The sequence below is a fragment of the Glycocaulis sp. genome (genome assembly GCF_051859565.1).
Classification (GTDB): domain Bacteria; phylum Pseudomonadota; class Alphaproteobacteria; order Caulobacterales; family Maricaulaceae; genus Glycocaulis.
In genome coordinates this window covers 38,558-59,173 of sequence record NZ_JBHYFK010000008.1, presented here as the reverse complement: position 1 = coordinate 59,173, position 20,616 = coordinate 38,558, and the positions used below count along the sequence as shown (strand labels likewise).

General features: G+C 63.3%; 20 protein-coding genes. 14 read left to right on the top strand and 6 right to left on the bottom strand.

Going from position 1 to position 20,616, the window contains the following annotated elements:
- Positions 1-77 precede the first annotated feature (77 nt).
- The 5 genes from ACTIGC_RS12125 to sucD all read left to right on the top strand — a co-directional run bounded on the left by ACTIGC_RS12125 (position 78) and on the right by sucD (position 4,571).
- Positions 78-698 carry a CPBP family intramembrane glutamic endopeptidase gene (locus ACTIGC_RS12125; RefSeq protein ID WP_439634661.1) on the top strand — a complete coding sequence of 207 codons (621 nt, stop codon included), beginning with the start codon at positions 78-80 and terminating at the stop codon, positions 696-698.
- Between the two features lie 104 nt (positions 699-802).
- The gene (locus tag ACTIGC_RS12120; RefSeq protein ID WP_439634660.1) at positions 803-2,062 is read left to right on the top strand and encodes an MFS transporter; all 1,260 of its coding nucleotides are present in this window, start codon (positions 803-805) and stop codon (positions 2,060-2,062) included.
- On the top strand, positions 2,062-2,334 hold the full coding sequence (locus tag ACTIGC_RS12115) for a hypothetical protein (protein WP_439634659.1): 273 nt from the start codon (positions 2,062-2,064) through the stop codon (positions 2,332-2,334). Before ACTIGC_RS12120 ends, ACTIGC_RS12115 begins: the two co-directional genes overlap by 1 nt.
- Positions 2,335-2,460: 126 nt before the next feature.
- On the top strand, positions 2,461-3,657 hold the full coding sequence (sucC, locus tag ACTIGC_RS12110; RefSeq protein ID WP_439634658.1) for an ADP-forming succinate--CoA ligase subunit beta: 1,197 nt from the start codon (positions 2,461-2,463) through the stop codon (positions 3,655-3,657).
- Between the two features lie 5 nt (positions 3,658-3,662).
- Positions 3,663-4,571, top strand: coding sequence for a succinate--CoA ligase subunit alpha (sucD, locus tag ACTIGC_RS12105; RefSeq protein ID WP_439634657.1), 909 nt, complete (start codon positions 3,663-3,665; stop codon positions 4,569-4,571).
- Positions 4,572-4,583: 12 nt separating this feature from the next.
- Here the strand turns inward: sucD and ACTIGC_RS12100 are convergent, their stop codons facing one another.
- Positions 4,584-5,810 (bottom strand): hypothetical protein, encoded by a 1,227-nt coding sequence (locus tag ACTIGC_RS12100; RefSeq protein ID WP_439634656.1) that lies wholly within the window; start codon positions 5,808-5,810, stop codon positions 4,584-4,586.
- A 327-nt stretch (positions 5,811-6,137) separates the two neighbouring features.
- On the opposite strand from ACTIGC_RS12100, the gene ACTIGC_RS12095 reads away from it, so the two are divergent.
- Together ACTIGC_RS12095 and odhB are read left to right on the top strand one after the other, a co-directional pair.
- Positions 6,138-9,122 (top strand): 2-oxoglutarate dehydrogenase E1 component, encoded by a 2,985-nt coding sequence (locus ACTIGC_RS12095; RefSeq protein ID WP_439634655.1) that lies wholly within the window; start codon positions 6,138-6,140, stop codon positions 9,120-9,122.
- Positions 9,123-9,154: 32 nt separating this feature from the next.
- Positions 9,155-10,672 carry a 2-oxoglutarate dehydrogenase complex dihydrolipoyllysine-residue succinyltransferase gene (gene odhB, locus ACTIGC_RS12090; RefSeq protein ID WP_439634654.1) on the top strand — a complete coding sequence of 506 codons (1,518 nt, stop codon included), beginning with the start codon at positions 9,155-9,157 and terminating at the stop codon, positions 10,670-10,672.
- Here odhB and ACTIGC_RS12085 read toward each other — a convergent pair.
- Entirely contained in the window at positions 10,669-11,169 is a 501-nt protein-coding gene (locus ACTIGC_RS12085; RefSeq protein WP_439634653.1) for a hypothetical protein, read from the bottom strand. The genes odhB and ACTIGC_RS12085 overlap by 4 nt on opposite strands.
- Positions 11,170-11,384: 215 nt before the next feature.
- Here ACTIGC_RS12085 and lpdA point away from each other — a divergent pair, with 215 nt between their 5' ends.
- From lpdA to ACTIGC_RS12070, 3 genes are read left to right on the top strand one after another with little or no spacing between them, the layout of a single operon-like run.
- Positions 11,385-12,788 carry a dihydrolipoyl dehydrogenase gene (gene lpdA / locus ACTIGC_RS12080; RefSeq protein WP_439634652.1) on the top strand — a complete coding sequence of 468 codons (1,404 nt, stop codon included), beginning with the start codon at positions 11,385-11,387 and terminating at the stop codon, positions 12,786-12,788.
- 37 nt (positions 12,789-12,825) lie between these two features.
- Positions 12,826-13,395 carry a GNAT family N-acetyltransferase gene (locus ACTIGC_RS12075; RefSeq protein WP_439634651.1) on the top strand — a complete coding sequence of 190 codons (570 nt, stop codon included), beginning with the start codon at positions 12,826-12,828 and terminating at the stop codon, positions 13,393-13,395.
- Entirely contained in the window at positions 13,392-14,105 is a 714-nt protein-coding gene (locus ACTIGC_RS12070; RefSeq protein WP_439634650.1) for an NAD-dependent deacylase, read from the top strand. Before ACTIGC_RS12075 ends, ACTIGC_RS12070 begins: the two co-directional genes overlap by 4 nt.
- Before the next feature lie 241 nt (positions 14,106-14,346).
- Here ACTIGC_RS12070 and ACTIGC_RS12065 read toward each other — a convergent pair whose 3' ends face one another.
- The gene (locus ACTIGC_RS12065; RefSeq protein WP_439634649.1) at positions 14,347-14,754 is read right to left on the bottom strand and encodes a metallopeptidase family protein; all 408 of its coding nucleotides are present in this window, start codon (positions 14,752-14,754) and stop codon (positions 14,347-14,349) included.
- An 88-nt stretch (positions 14,755-14,842) separates the two neighbouring features.
- Between ACTIGC_RS12065 and mmcB the strand changes: the two genes are divergently transcribed.
- On the top strand, positions 14,843-15,304 hold the full coding sequence (mmcB, locus tag ACTIGC_RS12060) for a DNA repair putative endonuclease MmcB (RefSeq protein WP_439634648.1): 462 nt from the start codon (positions 14,843-14,845) through the stop codon (positions 15,302-15,304).
- On the opposite strand, the gene ACTIGC_RS12055 is transcribed toward mmcB, so the two are convergent.
- Together ACTIGC_RS12055 and ACTIGC_RS12050 are read right to left on the bottom strand one after the other, a co-directional pair.
- Entirely contained in the window at positions 15,301-15,849 is a 549-nt protein-coding gene (locus ACTIGC_RS12055; RefSeq protein WP_439634647.1) for an ActR/PrrA/RegA family redox response regulator transcription factor, read from the bottom strand. The two genes, mmcB and ACTIGC_RS12055, sit on opposite strands and share 4 nt — an antisense overlap.
- Before the next feature lie 103 nt (positions 15,850-15,952).
- Complete coding sequence (locus ACTIGC_RS12050; protein ID WP_439634646.1) at positions 15,953-17,266, bottom strand: ActS/PrrB/RegB family redox-sensitive histidine kinase; 1,314 nt, start codon at positions 17,264-17,266, stop codon at positions 15,953-15,955.
- 103 nt (positions 17,267-17,369) lie between these two features.
- Here ACTIGC_RS12050 and ACTIGC_RS12045 point away from each other — a divergent pair, with 103 nt between their 5' ends.
- Both ACTIGC_RS12045 and ACTIGC_RS12040 read left to right on the top strand, forming a co-directional pair.
- Positions 17,370-18,014 (top strand): SCO family protein, encoded by a 645-nt coding sequence (locus tag ACTIGC_RS12045; protein ID WP_439634645.1) that lies wholly within the window; start codon positions 17,370-17,372, stop codon positions 18,012-18,014.
- Positions 18,015-18,072: 58 nt separating this feature from the next.
- On the top strand, positions 18,073-19,350 hold the full coding sequence (locus tag ACTIGC_RS12040; RefSeq protein WP_439634644.1) for a polyhydroxyalkanoate depolymerase: 1,278 nt from the start codon (positions 18,073-18,075) through the stop codon (positions 19,348-19,350).
- A gap of 7 nt (positions 19,351-19,357) precedes the next feature.
- Here ACTIGC_RS12040 and ACTIGC_RS12035 read toward each other — a convergent pair whose 3' ends face one another.
- A complete protein-coding gene (locus ACTIGC_RS12035) occupies positions 19,358-19,861 on the bottom strand; it encodes an invasion associated locus B family protein (RefSeq protein WP_439634643.1) in 504 nt (167 codons plus the stop codon).
- A 146-nt stretch (positions 19,862-20,007) separates the two neighbouring features.
- Between ACTIGC_RS12035 and ACTIGC_RS12030 the strand changes: the two genes are divergently transcribed.
- A complete protein-coding gene (locus ACTIGC_RS12030) occupies positions 20,008-20,589 on the top strand; it encodes a sigma-70 family RNA polymerase sigma factor (protein ID WP_439634642.1) in 582 nt (193 codons plus the stop codon).
- Positions 20,590-20,616 lie beyond the last annotated feature (27 nt).

Here is a 20,616-nt window from a genome sequence, read left to right as displayed (position 1 = left end):
GTCCAGTCTGTACTGCATTTAACTTTCCAAAGCACCAGAGACGGTCCACGGTCTGCGTAAGGACAGGGGAGGCTGGGATGGTTCAGGAACTGATCAATGCTGGCGTCCAGATTGCGCTGGCAATGCTGCTTGTCTTTCTGGTCTGGCTGATATTTGCGCGCAAGCGCTCAGGGTTTCTAAAGTTTTCCGGTCTTTACGGCGCGCCTGTCCAGGCGATGGGTCTGGCCCTGATTGCCGCGCTGATATTCGCCCCGCTGACCATTGCCCTGTTCATGCTGCCCGGCCTGGCGGATGCCGCAGCGGGGCCGGATACTGTTACCGGGCGGGTTCAGGCGCTGGGCATGACACCCGAAACCGCCGTCATCATTTTTATCATCGCCTTCCTGAAAACGTCCGGATCGGAAGAGATCGTGTTCCGGGGCCTGATCGCCAAGCGGCTGATCGCCTGGCTTGGTTTTGGTGCGGGCAACACAGTCCACGCCCTGATCTTCGCCTCGATCCACCTTCTGATATTCGTGGCACCGGGCGGGCCTGCTTTTGATCCGGTCCTCGCGGTGGCCCTGACGGGCGTCGGCTTCACCGGCGGCTGGGCGATGGCATGGATCAATGAAAAGCGGGCGGGCGGCTCGATTGCGCCGGGCTGGCTGATGCATGGCCTCTCAAACGCGATTGCCTACCCCGCACTGGCGTTTCTCTAGCCTGCAAGGGGCCGCCCTGCGTGCCCAGCCTTGAACCGGACGGGCGGGCATGATGAGTTGGCTGGCCAATCTTTCGCTTCATACGCCCCCGGACTGCTACAACCATGCTGATTTACAGAAATGTCGGTGCTGTGCTTGGCGGCGCCATGCTGCTCCAGATTTCTGTCGGGGTGCTGGGCGTCTCGCTGCCGCTGGCGATGGCGGCGGCCGGGTGGTCAGGATCGACCATCGGCCTGGTGGCCGCCGCTTACGGGGCCGGCTTCATGGCCGGAGCGTGGATCGCGCCCGGCTCGATCCGCCGCATCGGCCACATTCGCGCCTATGCCGCTTTTGCGGGGCTGTCGGCTGCGCTGATACTGCTTCTGGCGCTGGAATCCCATGTCATCTGGTGGCTGGCAGCCCGGTTCGGATTTGGTGTGTGCACCGCAGGCCTGTTTGCCGTCGCGGAGAGCTGGATCGCCGATGCAACCCCTTCCCAGCGGCGCGGCGCAGTCATTTCCGCGTATCAGATCGTGGGCCGCGCCGGATTGATCCTCGGCCCGTTCATCATCGCCCTGTCAGGCCTTGAACTGACCCAGAGCTTCATCGTGGCCGGGATATTCCTGGCGCTGGCGCTGGTGCCCATGACAGTCACAAGGCGCGCCCAGCCCTCGATTCCCGACGGCGAGCGGGCCCCGCCCTGGCGCGTGTTCGCCATAGCACCAACCGCCGCAGTGGCCGCCTTTGCCGCCGGGCTGGTCAATTCCGGCCTTCTGGCTTTTGTGCCCATCTGGGCCGACAGCCTTGATCCCGCCCGCGCCACAGGCGCAGCCGCCCTTGTCATGGCCGTGATCTATGGCGCCTCCATGGTGGTCCAGTGGCCAGTAGGGCGCATCTCCGACAAGCTCGACCGCCGCCTCGTCATCGCCGTCAGCGCAGGCCTTGCTGCCATCATGGCGGGAGCGCTCGCCCTCTTTACGGCGCCCGGCCTCCTATGGGGCGCAGTTCTGGCAGGCGCCTGGGGCGCGGCAAGCCTGTGCTATTACGGCGTTGCCGTCGCCCATGCCGCCGACCGGGCAAAGGCGGAGGAGTTGCCAGCCATCGCCTCTGGCGTCCTGCTGCTCTGGGCCGCCGGATCCATGGTGGGGCCGCTCATTGCCGGTTTCGCCTATGAGAGCCCGCTGGCAAGCCGCGGCCTCTTCCTGGTCGGCGTGGCCGGCAATCTGGCCTTGTGCGTGTTTGCGCTTCTGCGCTCGCAGGCCCGCGTGGCCGTGCCGGAGGAGGAACGTGAGCCCTTCATCAACCTGATGGCAACATCAGCCGAACTGGCCGAGATCGACGCGCCCGAGACCGAGGGCGCACCCCGGCGTGCGGAGGACATCTAGTGCTGATCGCAATTTTTCTGGGCACGGTGGTGGGCGTGGCCGCCGCATTCGGCCTGCGGCGGCACCTGAACGCCCTGGCATTTTTGACCTGGATTGGCTGGCTTCTGGTGGGCACGGGCATCCCCCTTCTCACCGGCCAGATCGTATTCCTCATGCTGGCACAGGGCCCGGGCGAGGTCTCTCCGCTGGCTATCCCGCTTCTGGTGGCAGGGCTGGGCGCCGGCATTGCCTGGGCCGCCTGCGTGGTGGGATTACGCCTGACCCGAAAGTAACCGCGATAGCCTACATGCCTCGCGTTGCACTGCGGCAAGGCAATGGTATAAGCCGACGCGACTCTTCTCCTGCGACGTGCCGCTTCGCCGGTGCGTTCCTCCCGGTAACTAGGTGAGTGCTGCCCCATGAACATCCACGAGCATCAGGCCAAGGCCGTCCTGAAAGCCTTTGGCGCCCCCGTCGCAGACGGCGTTGCCATTTTCTCTGCCGACGAGGCAGGCGCTGCTGCCGACAAGCTGCCTGGGCCGCTCTGGGTGGTGAAGTCGCAGATCCATGCCGGTGGCCGGGGCAAGGGCAAGTTCAAGGAACTCCCCAGCGATGCCAAGGGCGGCGTGCGCCTCGCCTTCAGCCGTGACGAAGTGATTGCCCACGCGAGAGACATGCTCGGCAACACGCTCGTCACCCATCAGACCGGCCCGGCCGGCAGACAGGTCAACCGGCTCTATATCGAGGACGGTGCCGATATCGAGACCGAGCTTTACCTCTCGCTTCTCATCAACCGTGATACCGGACGTGTGGCCTTCGTGGTCTCCACCGAAGGCGGCATGGATATTGAAGCGGTTGCCGAAGAGACACCGGAAAAAATCCTCACCATCAATATCGACCCGGAAACGGGCGTGACCTCTGGCGATGCCGGGAAGATCGCCGATGCGCTGGAACTCAAAGGCGCTGCGCGCGAGGACATGCTGTCGCTTGCCCCCATCCTCTACCGGGCCTTTACCGAGAAGGATATGAGCCTTCTTGAGGTCAACCCGCTCATCGTGATGAAGGACGGGCATCTGCGTGTTCTCGACGCCAAGGTGTCGTTCGACGGCAATGCGCTTTTCCGCCACGACGATATTCGCGCGCTTCGCGACCTCACCGAAGAGGACGAGAAGGAAATCGAGGCGTCCAAATACGACCTCGCCTATGTCGCGCTCGACGGCAATATCGGCTGCATGGTCAACGGCGCAGGCCTTGCCATGGCGACGATGGACATCATCAAGCTCTATGGCGCCGAGCCGGCCAACTTCCTCGACGTGGGCGGCGGCGCATCAAAGGAAAAAGTCACCCACGCCTTCAAGATCATCACCGCCGACAAGAACGTCAAAGGCATTCTGGTGAACATCTTTGGCGGCATCATGCGCTGCGACGTGATCGCGGAAGGCGTGGTCGCAGCCGTGAAGGAAGTGGGCCTGAAAGTGCCGCTGGTGGTGCGCCTTGAAGGCACCAATGTCGATCTTGGCAAGAAAATCCTCAATGAGAGCGGGCTGGACATCACCTCCGCCGACGATCTCGACGATGCCGCGCAGAAAATCGTAGCTGCCGTGAAGAAGGGCTAGGAACCATGTCCGTACTGGTAAACAAAGACACGAAGGTTCTCGTCCAGGGCCTGACCGGCAAGACCGGCACCTTCCACACCGAGCAGGCGCTTGCCTATTACGGTACGAAAATGGTGGGCGGCATTCACCCGGCCAAGGGCGGCGAAAGCTGGACCAGCGGCCTGGACGGCGCGGCTTCGCTGCCGATCTTCTCCACCGTGGCCGAAGGCAAGGAGCGCACCGGCGCAACCGCCTCTGTGGTCTATGTGCCGCCTGCGGGCGCTGGCGCTGCCATCATCGAGGCCATTGATGCCGGTATCGAGCTGATCGTGTGCATTACCGAAGGCATTCCGGTCATGGACATGGTCAAGGTGAAAGCCCGCCTCGAAAAGTCGAGCTCGCGCCTTCTGGGGCCGAACTGCCCCGGCGTGCTGACCCCGGAAGAGTGCAAGATCGGCATCATGCCGGGCAATATCTTCAAGAAGGGTTCTGTGGGCGTGGTATCGCGCTCCGGCACGCTCACTTATGAGGCCGTGTTCCAGACCACCGCAGAGGGCCTTGGCCAGACGACGGCCGTAGGCATTGGCGGGGACCCGGTGAAAGGCACCGAGTTCATTGACGTGCTGGAGATGTTCCTGGCCGATGACGAGACCAAGTCGATCATCATGATCGGCGAGATTGGCGGCGCGGCCGAAGAAGAAGCGGCCCAGTTCCTTCGCGATGAAGCGAAAAAGGGCCGCAAGAAGCCGATGGCAGGCTTCATTGCCGGACGCACCGCGCCCAAGGGCCGGACCATGGGCCATGCCGGCGCAATTGTCGCTGGCGGCAAGGGCGATGCGGAGAGCAAGATCGAGGCGATGAAATCGGCCGGGATCGTCGTCTCCGACAGCCCGGCGCGCCTCGGCAAGACGCTGGTCGAAGCGCTTAAAGGTTAGACCGTTATCATTTCAGAACGGGAAGCCGGCACATGGCTCGGCTTCCCGTTCGGCTGCGCGCGGCAGTTTGAGCGCCATACGGTAGGGCGCGGTCAGGATGGGCGTTTCCGGTGCCACCGCGAGGCCACCGAGATAGGCCGGCTTCATCGCATGCGCGATGGCCAGTTGCTGCGGCGTGTCACACTTCTCCATGGCCAGCATACGCCCCGCGCGGCACAGCCGCTCATTCACCCGCTCCAGAACCGCGCGCCGCCGCTCGAACTGGGCAGGCAGCGGGGCAGACATGGCCATGATATCAACCACTGCGTCATCGAACCGATCCAGCCTCACCCCGGCTTGGTCGGCCTGAACCATGACGCGCCGGGTCAGCACGCGGGCAAAGCGCGTAACCTCGGTGATGAGACCGGCAGGCGCGTCCATCGGCATATTCGCTATGCGCAGCATCAGCCGGGCGCGGATGGCCTCGCCGAGTACCTCGAAAGACTTCATGTAAGGCAGGCGGAACTTGACGGTCGCGAGGGTGTCGAAATGGACCGGCACAGCAACAATGCCGGGCACAGGACAGGCTGCCAGCGCGCAGGCCGTCTTCTCCAGGACAGCCCGGTCGAATGCGAGGCGCAGCGCCCCGCCACCCTCTGCCGGACAAAGAAGGTGATCGCGGACAACCGGCCCGGTAGCGTCCATGCGCCCCACGGCCCGGACCCTGTGGAGGGCAACAAAGCCGGTAGCACTTGCCCAGAACGGTTCAAAGCTGAGCGAGAACGGGGAAAACGTCAAAGGACCGGGCACTGGCTGATCAGCCACGGCTCCGTCTTCGCACGGCCCCTTGCCAGATGTTTCGTCGCCAGACTCCGGCGCTTCCTTGCCAAACAGGTCTGCCACGGCAAGGTTCACCGTTTGGGCCTCCAGCCCAAGCTCCTTCAGGTAATCGGTGCCCAGAAAGAAGGCTTTCAGCTCAAGTTCGAGCCGGGCGGTAAAAGACTCTGCTGTTTCGACGCGGTCAGGCCCCGGCAGGATCACAAAGCCGTTTTTGGCCCGCAAAAGCGCATCGCCAGGTCCGATACGGCTTGAGATAAACTGTTCGCACGTATCGAAAATGCGCGAGCGCACCTTGGGCCAGCGCTCCTGATAACGGGTCTTGAACAGGTCAAGATTGATCAGCTGGAGCTGGGTGGTCTCCAGATGGCTCGCCCCTTTGAGCGAGTCCCGGTATTGGGCGAGCATTGAAAGAATACTCATGACGGTTCACTGGTGGGCCGCTAACTGCCTTCCACTTTAACGCCCGGCCCACGCAATCCGCCGGGACAAATCAATGACACGATGAATTACTGGTTAAAGTTCGCTTTGCCTAAGACCGGGCGGGGAGTAGCTGTCCGCTGACCGCAGTGAATTTGCGTTATCCGGCTTCTCTGCACCCAATTAGCACGCCCGTTCGTGCGGGTTACCGTTCGGGGAGCCGTTTTACACCCATTTGGGCTTCTCTTTTGCGCCAGAGAAGCATAAGTGTCGATTATTCAACCCGGCGCCAATTCTGGCGCTCACGATAACCTGCCCTGAAGGGCCAAGATGACCGACCCTCGCTCCTCCTCGAACCAGACCTTCCTCGACACCTCCTTCCTGTTCGGCACCAACGCCATCTATCTAGAAGACATGGCGGCGCGCTACGCGAACGATCCGGCTTCCGTGCCGGCCTCGTGGCGCAAGTTCTTCGATGCCGTCGGCGACGAAGCCGCCAACGCGAAACGCGCCGCAAAAGGGCCGGGTTGGAAACGCGAAGGCTGGCCGCGCAAGGCCAATGGCGAGATGGTCCAGGCGCTCGGCGATATCGAGAGCGTGGTGCCCAGCCTGCCCGAGAAAGTGGCAGCGCGCATGGGCGAGGCGGCCTCGCCAGCTGATGTGCATTCCGCCGTCAAGGACAGCATTTCCGCGATCATGCTGATCCGCGCCTATCGCATGCGCGGTCATCTGGCAGCTGATCTCGACCCGCTAAAGCTCGGCGACCGCGAGCCGCAGCCCGAGCTGGACCCGGAAAGCTACGGATTTGGCGCGGACGATCTCGACCGCGAGATATTCATCAACGGCTATCTGGGCCTTGAAACCGCAACCGTGCGGCAGATCCTCGACATCCTCAAGCGCACCTATTGCGGCACGCTTGGCATCGAGTTCATGCACATCTCCAACCCGGAAGAGAAAGCCTGGCTGCAGGAGCGCATTGAAGGGCCGGACAAGGAGATTGCGTTCTCGAAAAACGGCAAGAAGGCGATCCTGCGCAAGCTGGTGGAGACCGAGGCCTTCGAGCGCTTCCTGCACAAGCGCTATCCCGGCACCAAGCGTTTCGGCATTGATGGCGGCGAAGCGATGGTCCCGGCGCTTGAACAGATCATCAAGCGCGGCGGCGCCATGGGGGTAAGCGACATCATTGTCGGCATGCCGCACCGCGGACGCCTGAACGTGCTGGCCGCCGTGATGGGCAAGCCCTACCACGTGATCTTCCACGAATTCCAGGGCGGCTCCACGATCGGTGAGGACGAGTTTTCCTCCGGCGACGTGAAATACCATCTGGGTTCATCGTCCACGCGCGAGTTCGATGGCAACACGGTCAATCTGTCGCTGACGGCCAACCCCTCCCACCTGGAAGCCGTCGATCCGGTCGTGCTGGGCAAGGCGCGCGCCAAGATGACCAAATACCAGGTGCAGACCGGAGAGCCCTCCGCTCACAAGGTGCTGCCGCTTCTTCTGCATGGCGATGCGGCCTTTGCCGGCCAGGGCATCGTGGCTGAATGTTTCGGGCTGTCGGGCCTGCGCGGCCACCGCACGGGCGGCGCGGTCCATTTCATCGTCAACAATCAGATCGGCTTCACCACCGATCCGCGCGACAGCCGCTCCTCACCCTATCCGTCCGACGTGGCGCTGATGGTGCAGGCGCCGATCTTCCACGCCAATGGCGATGATCCTGAAGCGGTCGTATTTGCCGCCAAGGTGGCAACCGAATACCGCCAGACATTCGGCAAGGATGTCGTCATCGACATGTTCTGCTACCGGCGCTTCGGCCACAACGAGGGCGACGATCCCTCCTTTACCCAGCCGGTCATGTACAAGGCGATCAGTGGCCACCCGACAACGCGCGAGCTCTATACCAGCCGCCTGGTTGAAGAAGGTGTCGTCACGCCCGACGAGGTGGATGGCTGGGTCAACGAGCTGGAAGCCTTCCTCGACGACGAGTTCGAGCTCGGCAAATCCTACAAGACCAACAAGGCAGACTGGCTGGACGGTGTCTGGTCGGGTCTCGGTCTGCCGGACGAGGATGACCGGCGCGGCCAGACCGCCGTGGACATCGACGCCCTGAAAGCGGTCGGGGAGGCGATGACGCGCATTCCCGAAAACTATAACATCCACAAAACCCTCAACCGCGTCATCAATGGCCGGCGCGAGGCGATTGACAAGGGCGAAAGCCTGGACTGGGCGACGGCCGAGCATCTGGCCTTCGGCACGCTTCTGACCGAAGGCTTCCCCGTGCGGCTTTCAGGCCAGGATTGCGGGCGCGGCACCTTCTCCCAGCGTCACTCCCATCTGATCGATCAGGAAACCCAGGAGCGCCACACCTTCCTCAATCATTTGAGCGAGGACCAGGCGCGCTATGAAGTGATCGATTCCATGCTGTCGGAAGAGGCCGTGCTCGGCTTTGAGTATGGCTACTCGCTCTCCGCGCCGAACACGCTCGTCATGTGGGAAGCCCAGTTTGGCGACTTCACCAATGGCGCACAGGTCATCATCGACCAGTTCATTTCGTCCTCGGAGCGCAAATGGCTGCGCATGTCCGGCCTCGTCATGCTGCTCCCCCATGGCTATGAGGGGCAGGGTCCGGAGCACTCCTCCGCCCGCCTCGAACGCTTCCTGCAGCAATGCGCCGAAGACAATATGCAGGTCGCCAACTGCTCCACCCCGGCGAACTATTTCCATATCCTGCGCCGGCAGATCCACCGCGGCTTCAGAAAGCCGCTGGTCATCATGACCCCCAAATCGCTGCTGCGGCACAAGCGCTGCGTGTCCGATCTCTCCGAGTTTGGCCCCGGCTCCTCCTTCCACCGCGTGCTGTGGGATGATGGTGATACCAGCGTACGCACCGATCGCGGCGAGTTCGCGCAGCTACGCGCCGAGCCTGTCGCCGCCGACAAGGATATTCGCCGCGTCGTGCTGTGCTCGGGCAAGGTCTATTACGATCTGCTTGAAGCGCGCGAGAACAAGGGGTTGAACGATGTCTACCTCTTGCGCGTCGAGCAGTTCTACCCCTTCCCGGCCAAGTCCATCATCGACGAGCTGAAACGCTTCCCCGATGCCGACATTGTCTGGTGCCAGGAAGAGCCCAAGAACATGGGCGCCTGGACCTTTGTGGAACCCTATCTGGAGTTCTGCCTTGAAAAGGTAGGCGGCAAGTCGAAACGCCCGCGCTATGTCGGCCGCTCTGCCTCTGCCTCCACCGCTACCGGACTGCTATCGCGCCACCAGGCCCAGCAGCAGGCCCTGGTGGATGAAGCCCTCGCCAAAGACTGACCCCTCTCACACCCGATCTGGATGACCGTATCATGAGCGCAATTACCGTCCCCACACTTGGCGAATCCGTATCCGAAGCAACGGTTGGAAGCTGGCTGGTCTCGGAAGGGCAGTCCGTGAAGAAGGACGATGTCCTGGTCGAGCTGGAAACCGACAAGGTGTCGGTAGAGGTTCGCGCGGAAGAAGACGGCGTCATCACCGCCATCAAGGCCAAGGAGGGCGAGACGGTGGGGATCGGCGCCACGCTCGCCGAGTTCGAGGCGGGCGCGTCTGGCGGGAAATCTGCCGAGCCAAAAAAGGCTGACAAGAAGGACGAAGCACCGAAGTCCGAAGCCCCCAAGGCAGAAAGCAAGGGCGGATCGCTGACCGACGCGAAGGTGCCGGTCATGGGCGAGAGCGTTGCTGAAGGCACCGTTGGCAACTGGCTGGTGAAAGTCGGCGATAGCGTCAGCATCGACCAGCCGCTCATGGAAATCGAGACCGACAAGGTGGCTGTCGAAGTGCCCTCGCCGGTGGCCGGCGTGCTGGAAGAGGCCCTCGTCAAGGAAGGCGATAGCGTGGAGCCAGGCCAGGTCGTGGCAAAAATCCGCGAAGGCGCCTCTGGCGGCGCCGCGAAGTCTGAAAGCAAGTCCGAAGCCCCGAAAGCCGAGAGCAAATCCTCAGACGATGTGAAGGCAATGCCGTCTGCCCAGCGCGTGGCGTCCGAGAACAAGGTTGATCTGTCCAAAGTCGAAGGCACAGGCCGCGATGGCCGCGTGACCAAGGGCGATGCGCTCAAAGCCGTGGAACAGGGCGCACGCGCGCCTGAGCCTGCCGCCGTGTCGCAAGCCTCGGCTCCGCGCGAAACCGGCGAGCGCGAAGAGCGCGTGAAAATGACCCGCCTGCGCCAGACCATCGCGCGCCGCCTGAAGGAAGCGCAGAACTCTGCCGCCATGCTGACCACGTATAACGAGGCGGACATGAGCGCGATCATGGCGCTGCGCAAGGAAATCCAGGACGATTTCGTGGCCAAACACGGCATCAAGCTCGGCTTTATGAGCTTCTTCGTGAAGGCGTGTGTGGCCGCCCTGCAGGACATCCCGGCGGTCAATGCCGAGATCGACGGCACCGACATCATCTACAAGAATTACTACGATATCGGCGTGGCGGTTGGCACCGATCGCGGTCTTGTCGTGCCGGTGGTGCGCGATTGCGACCAGAAATCCCTCGCCGGCATCGAGAAGGGCATCATGGACCTTGGCAAGCGCGCCCGCGACGGCCAGCTCGGCCTTGAGGACATGCAAGGCGCGACCTTCACCATCTCCAATGGCGGCGTCTATGGCTCGCTGATGAGCTCGCCCATCCTCAATGCGCCCCAGTCCGGCATTCTGGGCATGCACAAGATCCAGGACCGCCCCGTGGCCGTGAACGGCCAGGTCGTGATCCGCCCGATGATGTATCTGGCGCTCTCCTATGACCACCGCATCGTGGACGGCAAGGAAGCCGTCACCTTCCTGGTGCGCGTCAAGGAAAGCCTTGAGAAGCCGGAACGCCTGCTGCTGGATATCTAGCGAAGCGGGGGCACCAGCCCCAGCGCCCGCCATACGAACGCTATGGACAGCCCTGTCACCATCAGGGCTGTCACCATGGCGTCTCCGCTGAAGCGCAGGATGAGGGCCGCAAGGCCGATACCCGCAGCCGTACTGATGACGCCCCTTATGGCATGGCCTTGCGAGCGTGTGGCATTGGCGATGAAGAGGGCGGTGACGACCGCAAGGCCGATCAGCGCACCTGCCGGCAGGTCAGCGCCATTGGCCCCCAGCACCACCATGAGATCGAGGCCGTATAGGCCCGCCAGCCCGGCGCCCAGTGCCACCAGTGTCCAGCGGATAGCGGCCATCGCCCACAGGGCGGCGCGGTGGCGCGGACGGTTGTGATCGGAGACAAAAAGCCGCCCCGACAGCCGGGCATTGGCCGTGCCGCGCTTGCGGTCTTCAGGGTGGTGAAGCACCTCGAACAGGGCCGCAGCCAGAAGGCCGGACACCAGCGATACCAGAAACGTTTCCAAGACTGCTGTCCCTTTGCCCGTTACGAGCCCCCGTTGCGGATCAAAAGCCAGACCGGCGCGCGGATCAAGCCCTGATGCTGGAGCGCAAGGCATGCGAGGCGGCATGACAGGCATGCAGGCAGTTGCGATTGACGCGCCGCGCTGCTTGGCTAGGTTGCGGTTAAACGCGCCCGGACCCCCTCTCCCTTCCTGTTTGCCGGGCCGGAGGACATCTCATGGCTGACACGTATGACGTTGTAATCATTGGTGGCGGGCCGGGCGGCTATAACTGCGCGATCCGCGCCGGGCAGCTCGGCCTGAAGACCGCCATTATCGAGATGCGCAAGACGCTGGGCGGCACCTGCCTGAATGTCGGCTGCATTCCGTCCAAGGCGCTGCTGCACGCCTCCGAGCTTTACGAGATGGCCAATACCGAGTTTGCCGGCATGGGTATCGGCACCGGCAAGGTCACGCTCAATCTGGACAAGATGATGGGCCAGAAGGCCGATGCGGTGGAGGGCCTCACCAAGGGCGTCGCCGGCCTGATGAAGAAGAACAAGGTCGAGCATTTCCACGGCAAGGGCCGCATCGCCGGTAAGGGCAAGGTGGTTGCCGCGTTGGAAGACGGCTCTGAGAAGACGCTGGAGACGAAAAACATCGTCATCGCCACCGGCTCCGAAGTAACCCCGCTGCCGGGCGTGGAAATCGATGAAAAGCAGATCGTCTCGTCCACCGGCGCGCTGGAGCTGGAAAGTGTTCCGGGCAAGCTGGTGCTCATTGGCGCGGGCGTGATTGGGCTGGAGCTAGGCTCGGTCTGGCGGCGTCTCGGCTCGGAAGTGACCGTGGTGGAATATCTCGACCGGGTGCTGCCGACCATGGATGGCGAGATTTCCAAGCAGGCCAAGCGCCTGTTTGAAAAGCAGGGCATGATCTTCAAGCTGTCGCGCAAGGTCACCAGCGTGGAGAAAGACGGCAAGGCCCTGAAAGTGAAGACCGAAGCGGCCAAGGGCGGCGAGGAAGAGGTGCTGGACGCCGATGTCGTGCTGGTCTGCATCGGCCGGCGTCCCTACACGGACGGTCTGGGACTGGAAACCGTCGGCATCGAGGCCGACAAGCGCGGCTTCATCCCCAATGATCACTTCAAAACCACGGCAGATGGCGTCTGGGTGATCGGCGACACCACCCACGGCCCGATGCTGGCCCACAAGGCTGAGGATGACGGCACGGCCTGCGCCGAGCTGATCGCGGGCAAGGCGGGCCACGTCAACTATCTGGCCACGCCCAGCGTCGTCTATACGCGCCCGGAAATCGCCAGCGTCGGCTATACCGAAGAGCAGCTCAAGGAGATGGGCCGCGAATACAAGGTGGGTAAATTCCCCTTCATGGCAAATAGCCGCGCGCGCACCAATCACGATACGGACGGTTTTGTGAAAATCCTGGCCGACGCCAAGACCGATGAAATCCTCGGCGGCCACATCATGGGTCCGCATGCAGGCGAGATGATCGGCGAGATCGCACTGGCAATGGAGTTCCGCGCAGCCTCAGAAGACATTGCCCGCACCAGCCACGCCCACCCCACATTGTCGGAAGCCATCCGGCAGGCAGCCATGGGGGTGGAAGGCTGGACCATGCAGATGTAGTCTGACCGGCATCCGCAATTTCCCGGCAGGCGGCAGCATGACAGCGCATGAAACGGTTTCAGCAGGCCCGATGTGGGCGACCTCCCGGCTGCGCCTCGTGGCGCTGGACGCGGGCCTGGCACGCTTGCAGCTGGATGATCGCCGCGAATTCTTCCGGGCACTGAATGTTTCGCCGGAGGCCACCTGGCCGCCCGAGCTGAACAATACCGAGAGCATGACGCAGATACGCGACCGTCTGACCGAAAACCCCGGCCAGACCGGCTGGCATGGCTGGGTTTTCATCATGCGCTGGGCGGATGATGCGCCAGGGCGGCTGGTTGGCAATGGCGGGTTTTACGGCCCTCCGGACAGCGAGGGTCTCGTCGAGATCGGCTATTCCATGCTGCCAAGCTTTCGCGAGCAGGGTCTGGCAACAGAGGCCGTTGAAGGACTCTCGGGCTGGGCGTTCAGCCAGCCAGGCGTCACCCGCATACGCGCCCATACCCGAGTGTCCGCTACCGCCTCGCGCCGCGTTCTGGAGAAGAGCGGATTTATACTGGCCGGTGAAGTGAACGCCCCTGAAGCGGGCCAGCTCGCCGTTTACACCCTCCAGCGCCCGGCCGGATGAGCGCGCGCCAGATCCGCAACATTGTCATCCTGACCGGGGCGGGCATCAGCGCCGAATCCGGTCTCGGCACGTTTCGCGACAAGGGCGGCATCTGGGAAAAGTTTGACTGGCAGAAGCTGGCAACGCCGGAAGCCTTCGCCGCTGACCCTGAGAGCGTCCACGCCTTCTATAATGCACGCCGGGAAAACCTCCTCGCCGCCCAGCCAAACGATGCCCACCGGGCTCTGGCCGCGCTGGAGCTGCTCTGGCAGGCAGAGGAGCGCGGGCAATTCCTGCTGGTCACCCAGAATATTGATGATCTGCATGCGCGCGGCGGCTCGAACGAAGTCCTGCACATGCATGGCGAGCTGCTGAAAAGCCGCTGCAACATTTGCGGCCATCTGTTCGAGCATGAGCACGCCATTACGCCCGACACGCCCTGCCCGTCCTGTGGAGGGTCCGGCGGTCTGCGCCCGCATGTCGTCTGGTTCGGGGAAATGCCGCTGGGGCTCGATACGATCTATGAGGCGCTTGGGGCGTGTGATCTTTTTGTGGCCATCGGCACGTCCGGCACGGTCTATCCGGCGGCCGGTTTCGTGACCGAAGCCAAGGCCGCCGGCGCCTGGACGGTGGAACTGTCGCTGGAGCCGGGCGAGGTGAGCACGCTCTTTGACGAGCGCCATTACGGGCCAGCGACGAAAATCGTGCCCGAATGGGCGGGGCGGGTTTGATCGCCCAAAGCCGTCATTCCAGAAAGCCCGTCGAGGGTTGATCAGAACCAAAGCGGTGAAGTCGCGGGAAAACAATCTGGGTCTCCCGTCGGGGCGGGAGACCCCGGTGGAAAGGCCATCAATCAATCTTGCAGGACTAATCGAAAAGCCAACGTCTCCGGGTCCCCCCGCCCCGACGGGGGACCCAGAAAAGGGTTGCCAGCCAGTCTCTACACCCCGCCTCGAAGGACGAGGGAAAAGCCTACTCCACACTGTCCTCAATGGCATGCATGTCATCGTCCGACAGGCCGAAATGATGGCCGATCTCATGGACGAGCACATGGGTAATGAGATCGTCCAGAGCGACATCCCCGCGCTCGCACCATTCCAGCAGAATGGGCAGGCGGTAGAGGAAGACATGGTCCGGCATGCCCGGATCCATGACCGATTTCTCCGTCAGATCGACACCGTGATAGAGCCCGGTCAGCTCGTACGGGTTTTCCATCTCCAGCGCTATGAGCGTTTCCTCGTCGGCAAAATCGGCAATCTGGATCACCACATTGCCGCAGAGCTGGCGAAACGGCTCCGGCAGGGACGCAAAGGCCGCCTCGGCCATGTCGAGGAAGTCGGCTTCGGATGGGGCGAGCTGGTCTTTGAAAATCGATGTCATGCCTTTTCCTAGCCCGGCAGAGCGCGCCAGCCTAGATGCAGGATGAGCCGGGCTTGCAAACGGAACAAAGTTTGAACATTATTGCCCCATGAAGCCTGAACCCCTCTCCATCGCCTCCCTTACCAATCCGGCCATTGACGATGCGCAGGGCCTGATGCGCGGCGCGGCACGCGTACTGGCAAGCTTTGGCCTGGCCGCGATACCGGAATTTTCCCTGCCCTGCGGGCGCCGGGCAGACCTGATGGCACTGGGACCGAAGGGCGAGCTGGTCATTGTCGAGGTGAAATCCGGCGCGGCAGACTTTCGCGCCGATGGCAAATGGCCCGAATATTTCGACTGGTGCGACCGCTATTTCTTTGCCGTGTCGGAACGCTTCCCGCGTGCCCTGCTGCCCGAACATACCGGCCTTATCATCGCGGACGGGTTTGGCGGCGCGATTGTGCGTGAAAGCCCGGTCAATCCGCTGGCCCCCGCCCGGCGCAAATCCATCACCTTGCGCTTTGCCCGCACGGCGGCCGAGCGCGCCTTGCGGCTGGACCGCCTGCCCTAGCGCGGAGCGCGCTTGGCGAGGATGCGCTGCAGCGTGCGCCGGTGCATGTTCAGCCGGCGGGCCGTTTCCGACACGTTGTGATCACACAGCTCGAACACGCGCTGGATATGCTCCCAGCGCACCCGGTCCGCGCTCATCGGGTTCTCCGGCGGCTCCGGCTTGGTGCCAGGTGCTGCCAGCAGGGCTTTGACCACATCATCGGCGTCGGCGGGCTTGGAAAGATAGTCGATCGCGCCCGATTTCACCGCCGCCACAGCCGTGGCGATATTGCCATAGCCCGTCAGCATGACGGCGCGGCAGTCCGGGCGGTGCCTGTGCAGGGCGCGCACCACGTCCAGCCCGTCGCCATCCTCCAGCCGCAGATCGACCACCGCAAAAGCAGGCGGGTTGTCGCGCGCCACCTCCAGCGCCTCGGCCACGCTGCCTACCGCCGTCACCTCGAATCCGCGCTGGCTCATCGCCCGGTCGAGCCGGTTACGGAAAGGCGCATCATCATCCAGGATGAGAAGCGTGCGGTCGGCAGGCAGGTCGAGCATTTCTGTCATGGTGAGGCCCGGTTCCTTTCAGGTTCAGGCGGGTCAGCAACAATCTGTCCCCTGATCTAGGACAGGCAGGCGGCCAGGGAAAGACCTGTGCCGCTTTGGCCGGTCAGGCCGGCAGCTCCAGCCCCTTGCGCGGAAGGGTCATGACCACTTGTGCGCCGCTGCGCCCGGCCCGGTTTTCAAACCGGACAACACCGCCCAGCCGCTCGATCAGCGTGGTGGCAATGAACACGCCCAGCCCCAGCCCGCCGGGCCCCGGCTCGTGGCGGCGCGTGGTGATATACGGCTCGCCCAGCTTGGAGAGAATGTCAGCGGGAAAGCCCGGCCCGTCATCGCTCACCGTGATGGTAAAGCGGTCCGCGCTCGCGCTTGCGGTCAGGTACACCTCGGCGCGGGCGAAATCGACAGCGTTCTCGACAAAATTGCCCAGCGCATAGATGAGCTCAGGCCTGCGGCGCACAAGCGGCGCACCATCTTCGCCCTCCATATCAATCAGAATCGCCGCGCCGAGCCCCTTCAGTGGCGCTGAAGCCTCCTCCAGCACATCGCCCAGCGCCATGCGGTCATGCATCTGGTCGGTATCGCTGGGGGTCTGGGACAGGCGCCTGAGAATATCGCGGCAGCGCTCTGCCTGCGACACCAGAAGAGCGGCGTCCTCCTGCAACTCCGGGTCTTTCAGCGCGCGGGCCATCTCTTTGGCCGTCAACTGGATGGTGGCGAGCGGCGTGCCCAGCTCGTGGGCCGCTGCCGCCGACAGGGCGCCAAGGGCCGACAGGCGCTGTTCGCGTGCCAGCACGCTCTGTGTCGCCGCCAGCGCCGCACCCATGCGCCTTGCCTCGCTTCCGACCCGCCAGGCATAAACCGCCGTGAAGGCGATGGTGATGACCAGCGCCAGCCACAGGCCCGCCTGATAAAGGGGCGGCAGGTTTATCTCCCCGGCCCAGTCACTCCACGGCAGGGCCATGTGCCAGACACTCATCGCCAGCGACCCGGCAATGGTCAGCGCGGCCAGCGTCATCCACCAGCGCACCGGCAGGGCCGCCACGCCAATCAGCACGGGCGCGGCCACGACAAAGGCGAACGGGTTGGATGTGCCCCCCGTCAGCGCCACCAGCACAATCACCTGCATCACGTCAAAGGCGAGCTGGGCAAAGCTCTCGCGCTCGGTGGCAAAGCGCTGGACCGGCTGGGTCCACGCGATCACAAGGTTGAGAGCGGCGCTGGCTCCGATTGCGGCCAGGCACAAGGCCAGCGGCAGGTCGAAGCCGAGGATGAAGTGTACGCCGAAAACGGTGATGGTCTGGCCGGTAACCGCCAGCCATCTCAATACGATAAGGGTGCGCAGCCGGACCCGCCCGAAGAGCGGAGTCAGGGAGGGATCGGCGCTGCTTTCGTCGGCATCAGTGTGGAAAAGGGCCAAGTCTGGTCTCCAAGCTTGTGCTGCGACGCAGCGTAGCGCCTCGACAGGACGGTAATTTGCGCCCTATCTATTCGGTCAGAAGCATACCGAGGAGCGGGCATCCGTGAACTGGTCAAACCGTCCTGCCTGGCTTTTTCCCGTCATCGCCAGCGCCGTCTGTGTAGTTATTGCTGTTGCCGCGCTTGTCTATGCCAGCGGACAGCGCCCGAACGCCGCCCCCGGCGTGCGTGAAAGCGGACAGGCCCTGATTGGCGGCGATTTCGAACTGGTGGCCCATACCGGCGAAACGGTGACGAACGCCGATTTCGAAGGCCGGCCCATGCTGATCTATTTCGGCTTCACCTATTGCCCCGATGTGTGCCCGATGTCGCTGCAGCTGATGGCGCAGGCGCTCGAAGAGCTGGACGAAGCGCAGCGCGCCCAGTTCCAGCCTCTCCTCATCAGCCTCGATCCTGAGCGCGACACACCCGAGGCACTGGCACAATATGTCGAGACGCCGGTCTTTCCCGAAGGCCTGATCGGCCTGACGGGCTCGGCAGAGCAGATCCAGACAGCCGCACGCGCCTACCGCGTCTACTATGCCCGCTCCGAAGCGGATGCCTCCATGGCCGAGTATCTGATCGACCATTCCTCGCTTATCTATCTGATGGACCGGCAGGGCCGTTTTGTGGAGGTTTTCCCCCACGCCACGCCGCCCGAACGCATTGCGCAATCCCTGCAACGATTTTTACAGGAAGAAGGCGCATGATCGCCGTCCTGAAATCCTGCGGGCATTAAGGCCCGATAGGCCGGAGGCCTGATTTTCAATGCTTTACACCTTCATGGAAATGACCCGTGCCGCCATGCTGCCCTGGCGCACTGCGGCCAATGTGGCCCGCTCCTCGCTGCGCTCGCCGCTAAACCCGATGGGCGACACGCTGGCCGGGCGCACCGCTGCTGCTGCCGCGGACGTGTTTGAAAGCCTGACGCGCTATTACGGCAAGCCGGAATGGGGCATCGAGCAAACCGAAGTCAACGGCGCGCCGGTTGGCATCGAAGTGGAAACCGTCTGGCGCAAGCCGTTCTGCAATCTGGTGCATTTCGCCCGCGACCGGGCCGCGCGCGCCGCCGCGCGCAAGGTCAAAGAGTCCGCGCTCAACGATCCCAAGCTTCTGCTGGTCGCGCCCATGTCCGGCCATTACGCCACGCTGCTGCGCGGCACGGTAGAGGCCTTCCTGCCCACCCATGAAGTGTACATCACCGACTGGGCCGATGCGCGCATGGTGCCAGTGATGGAAGGCCGGTTCGGGCTGGGCGATTACGCCGAATACGTCCGCGAGATGATTACAGTCATCGGCCCCGGTGCTCACGTGGCGGCCGTCTGCCAGCCTGGCCCGCCGGTGCTGGCGGCCCTGTCACTGATGGCGCAGGACAAGGATCCGGCGCGTCCCGCCACGATGACCTTCATGGGTTCGCCCATTGATGCGCGCAAAAGCCCCACCGTGCCCAACAAGCTGGCTGAAGAACGCCCGTTTGAATGGTTCCGTGACAATCTGATCCACACCGTGCCCACCGTGTATCCGGGCGCGCTGCGCCGGGTCTATCCGGGCTTCCTGCAGCTCACCGGCTTCATCAACATGAACTATGAGCGCCATGTCGATGCCCATTACGACTATTTCGCCAATCTGGTGAAAGGCGATGGCGACAGCACCGACAAGCACCGCCAGTTCTATGACGAATATCTGTCGGTCATGGACCTGACCGAGGAATTCTACCTCGAAACCATCACCGACGTGTTCCAGGCCCACGCTTTGCCGCAAGGCAATTTCGAGGTGAAGGGCCGGCGGGTCGACCCGTCAGCCATAACCGATATCGCGCTTCTCACCGTCGAGGGCGAGAATGACGATATTTCCGGTATCGGCCAGACGCAGGCCGCCCACACGCTCTGTTCGGGCCTGCCCAAAACCCTGCGCGAGGACTATATCCAGCCCGATGTCGGCCATTATGGCGTGTTCAACGGGCGGCGCTTCCGCGAGGAGATCGTCCCGCGCATGAACGCGTTCATGGAGCGCCATAGCCGCGCGGCAAAGGGCAAGGCCGCCTGAGGCCCCTCTAGCGGCACAGCTCGCTGGCCTGGCGCAGGGCAGCCGTCACGCCTGACAGCGAGAAGGTGTAGGCCGTGTTGGTGCCGCGCGCGGACACTGCCTCGATCCGCATGGTGGCGCCGCGCCGCATGGCATCGACCAGCCGGGCCTCTTCGCGTGGCTCTTCGACAAAGCCTTCACGCTCATCGACATACATGCTCACACGGTCAGAGCCGACAGTGGCGCGCGGCGGATTGTCGGCACGCAGCTCATAGCCGGCCAGAAAGCTTGGCTGCTCGCGCGCGGCCCCGTTCGCCCAGCTGGACACGAAGAAATACACATCGCCATGATCGACCGTGCCAGGCCGCGAATCGGTGGGGCGGGTGACCGCATAGCAGATGCGTTCTGCCCCGCTTCCGCGGGTGAAGACGCGCCAGTCATTGTGCTGGCCCTGAAAATCAGGTGCCTGGGCAAAGGACGGCGCACAAAGGGCAAGGGCGCAAAAGGCGGCGGAGGCAAGGGCGAGGCGCATGGCGCGGGTTCCTGTAATGGCGGCTGGCTGCAGGCCGGTTATGTTTCTGCTCTCGTAACGGCGATTTCAAGGCGCGTAGCTCTTTAAACCGCGTTAAGGTGCATGTCTGTTTGGTGCAATCCGGGGCGCGAGAGCGATTATCCTCCTTGGCGGACTTCAAGATCAGGACTGACGTCCCGCAAGGGCGCGAGACGCTTGACGCGCTTGTGGAGGAAACCGCCCGGCAGAACCGCGCGGCGTTCGCAACCCTGTTCAATTTCTTCGCGCCACGCGTGAAATCCTATCTTTTGCGGCTGAATGCCGACGATGCGCTCGCCGAGGAAATTGCCCAGGAGGTCATGCTGACCGTCTGGCGCAAGGCTCATCAGTTTGACCGGACGCAGGCTTCGGCCTCCACCTGGATATTCCGCATAGCGCGCAACAAGCGCATCGACATAGCCCGCCGCGCGTCAAAACCGGCGCTCGACCCGGACGAGCCCTCTCTGCTGCCGGAGCCTGAAATCGCCCCTGATGAGGCCACCCATGCCAGCGCGCGCGATCTGCGCGTGCAGGCGGCGCTGAAAGGTTTGCCGGCCGAGCAGCTATCGCTTTTGCAGCTCGCCTTTTTTGACGGTCTTTCCCATAGCGAGATTGCCGAGCGGCTGGCCCTGCCGCTGGGAACCGTGAAGTCCCGGCTGCGCCTCGCATTCGACAAGTTGCGAAAACATCTCGACGCCGACGATCTCTAGCCAGGACGAACTGCAATAACCATCGGC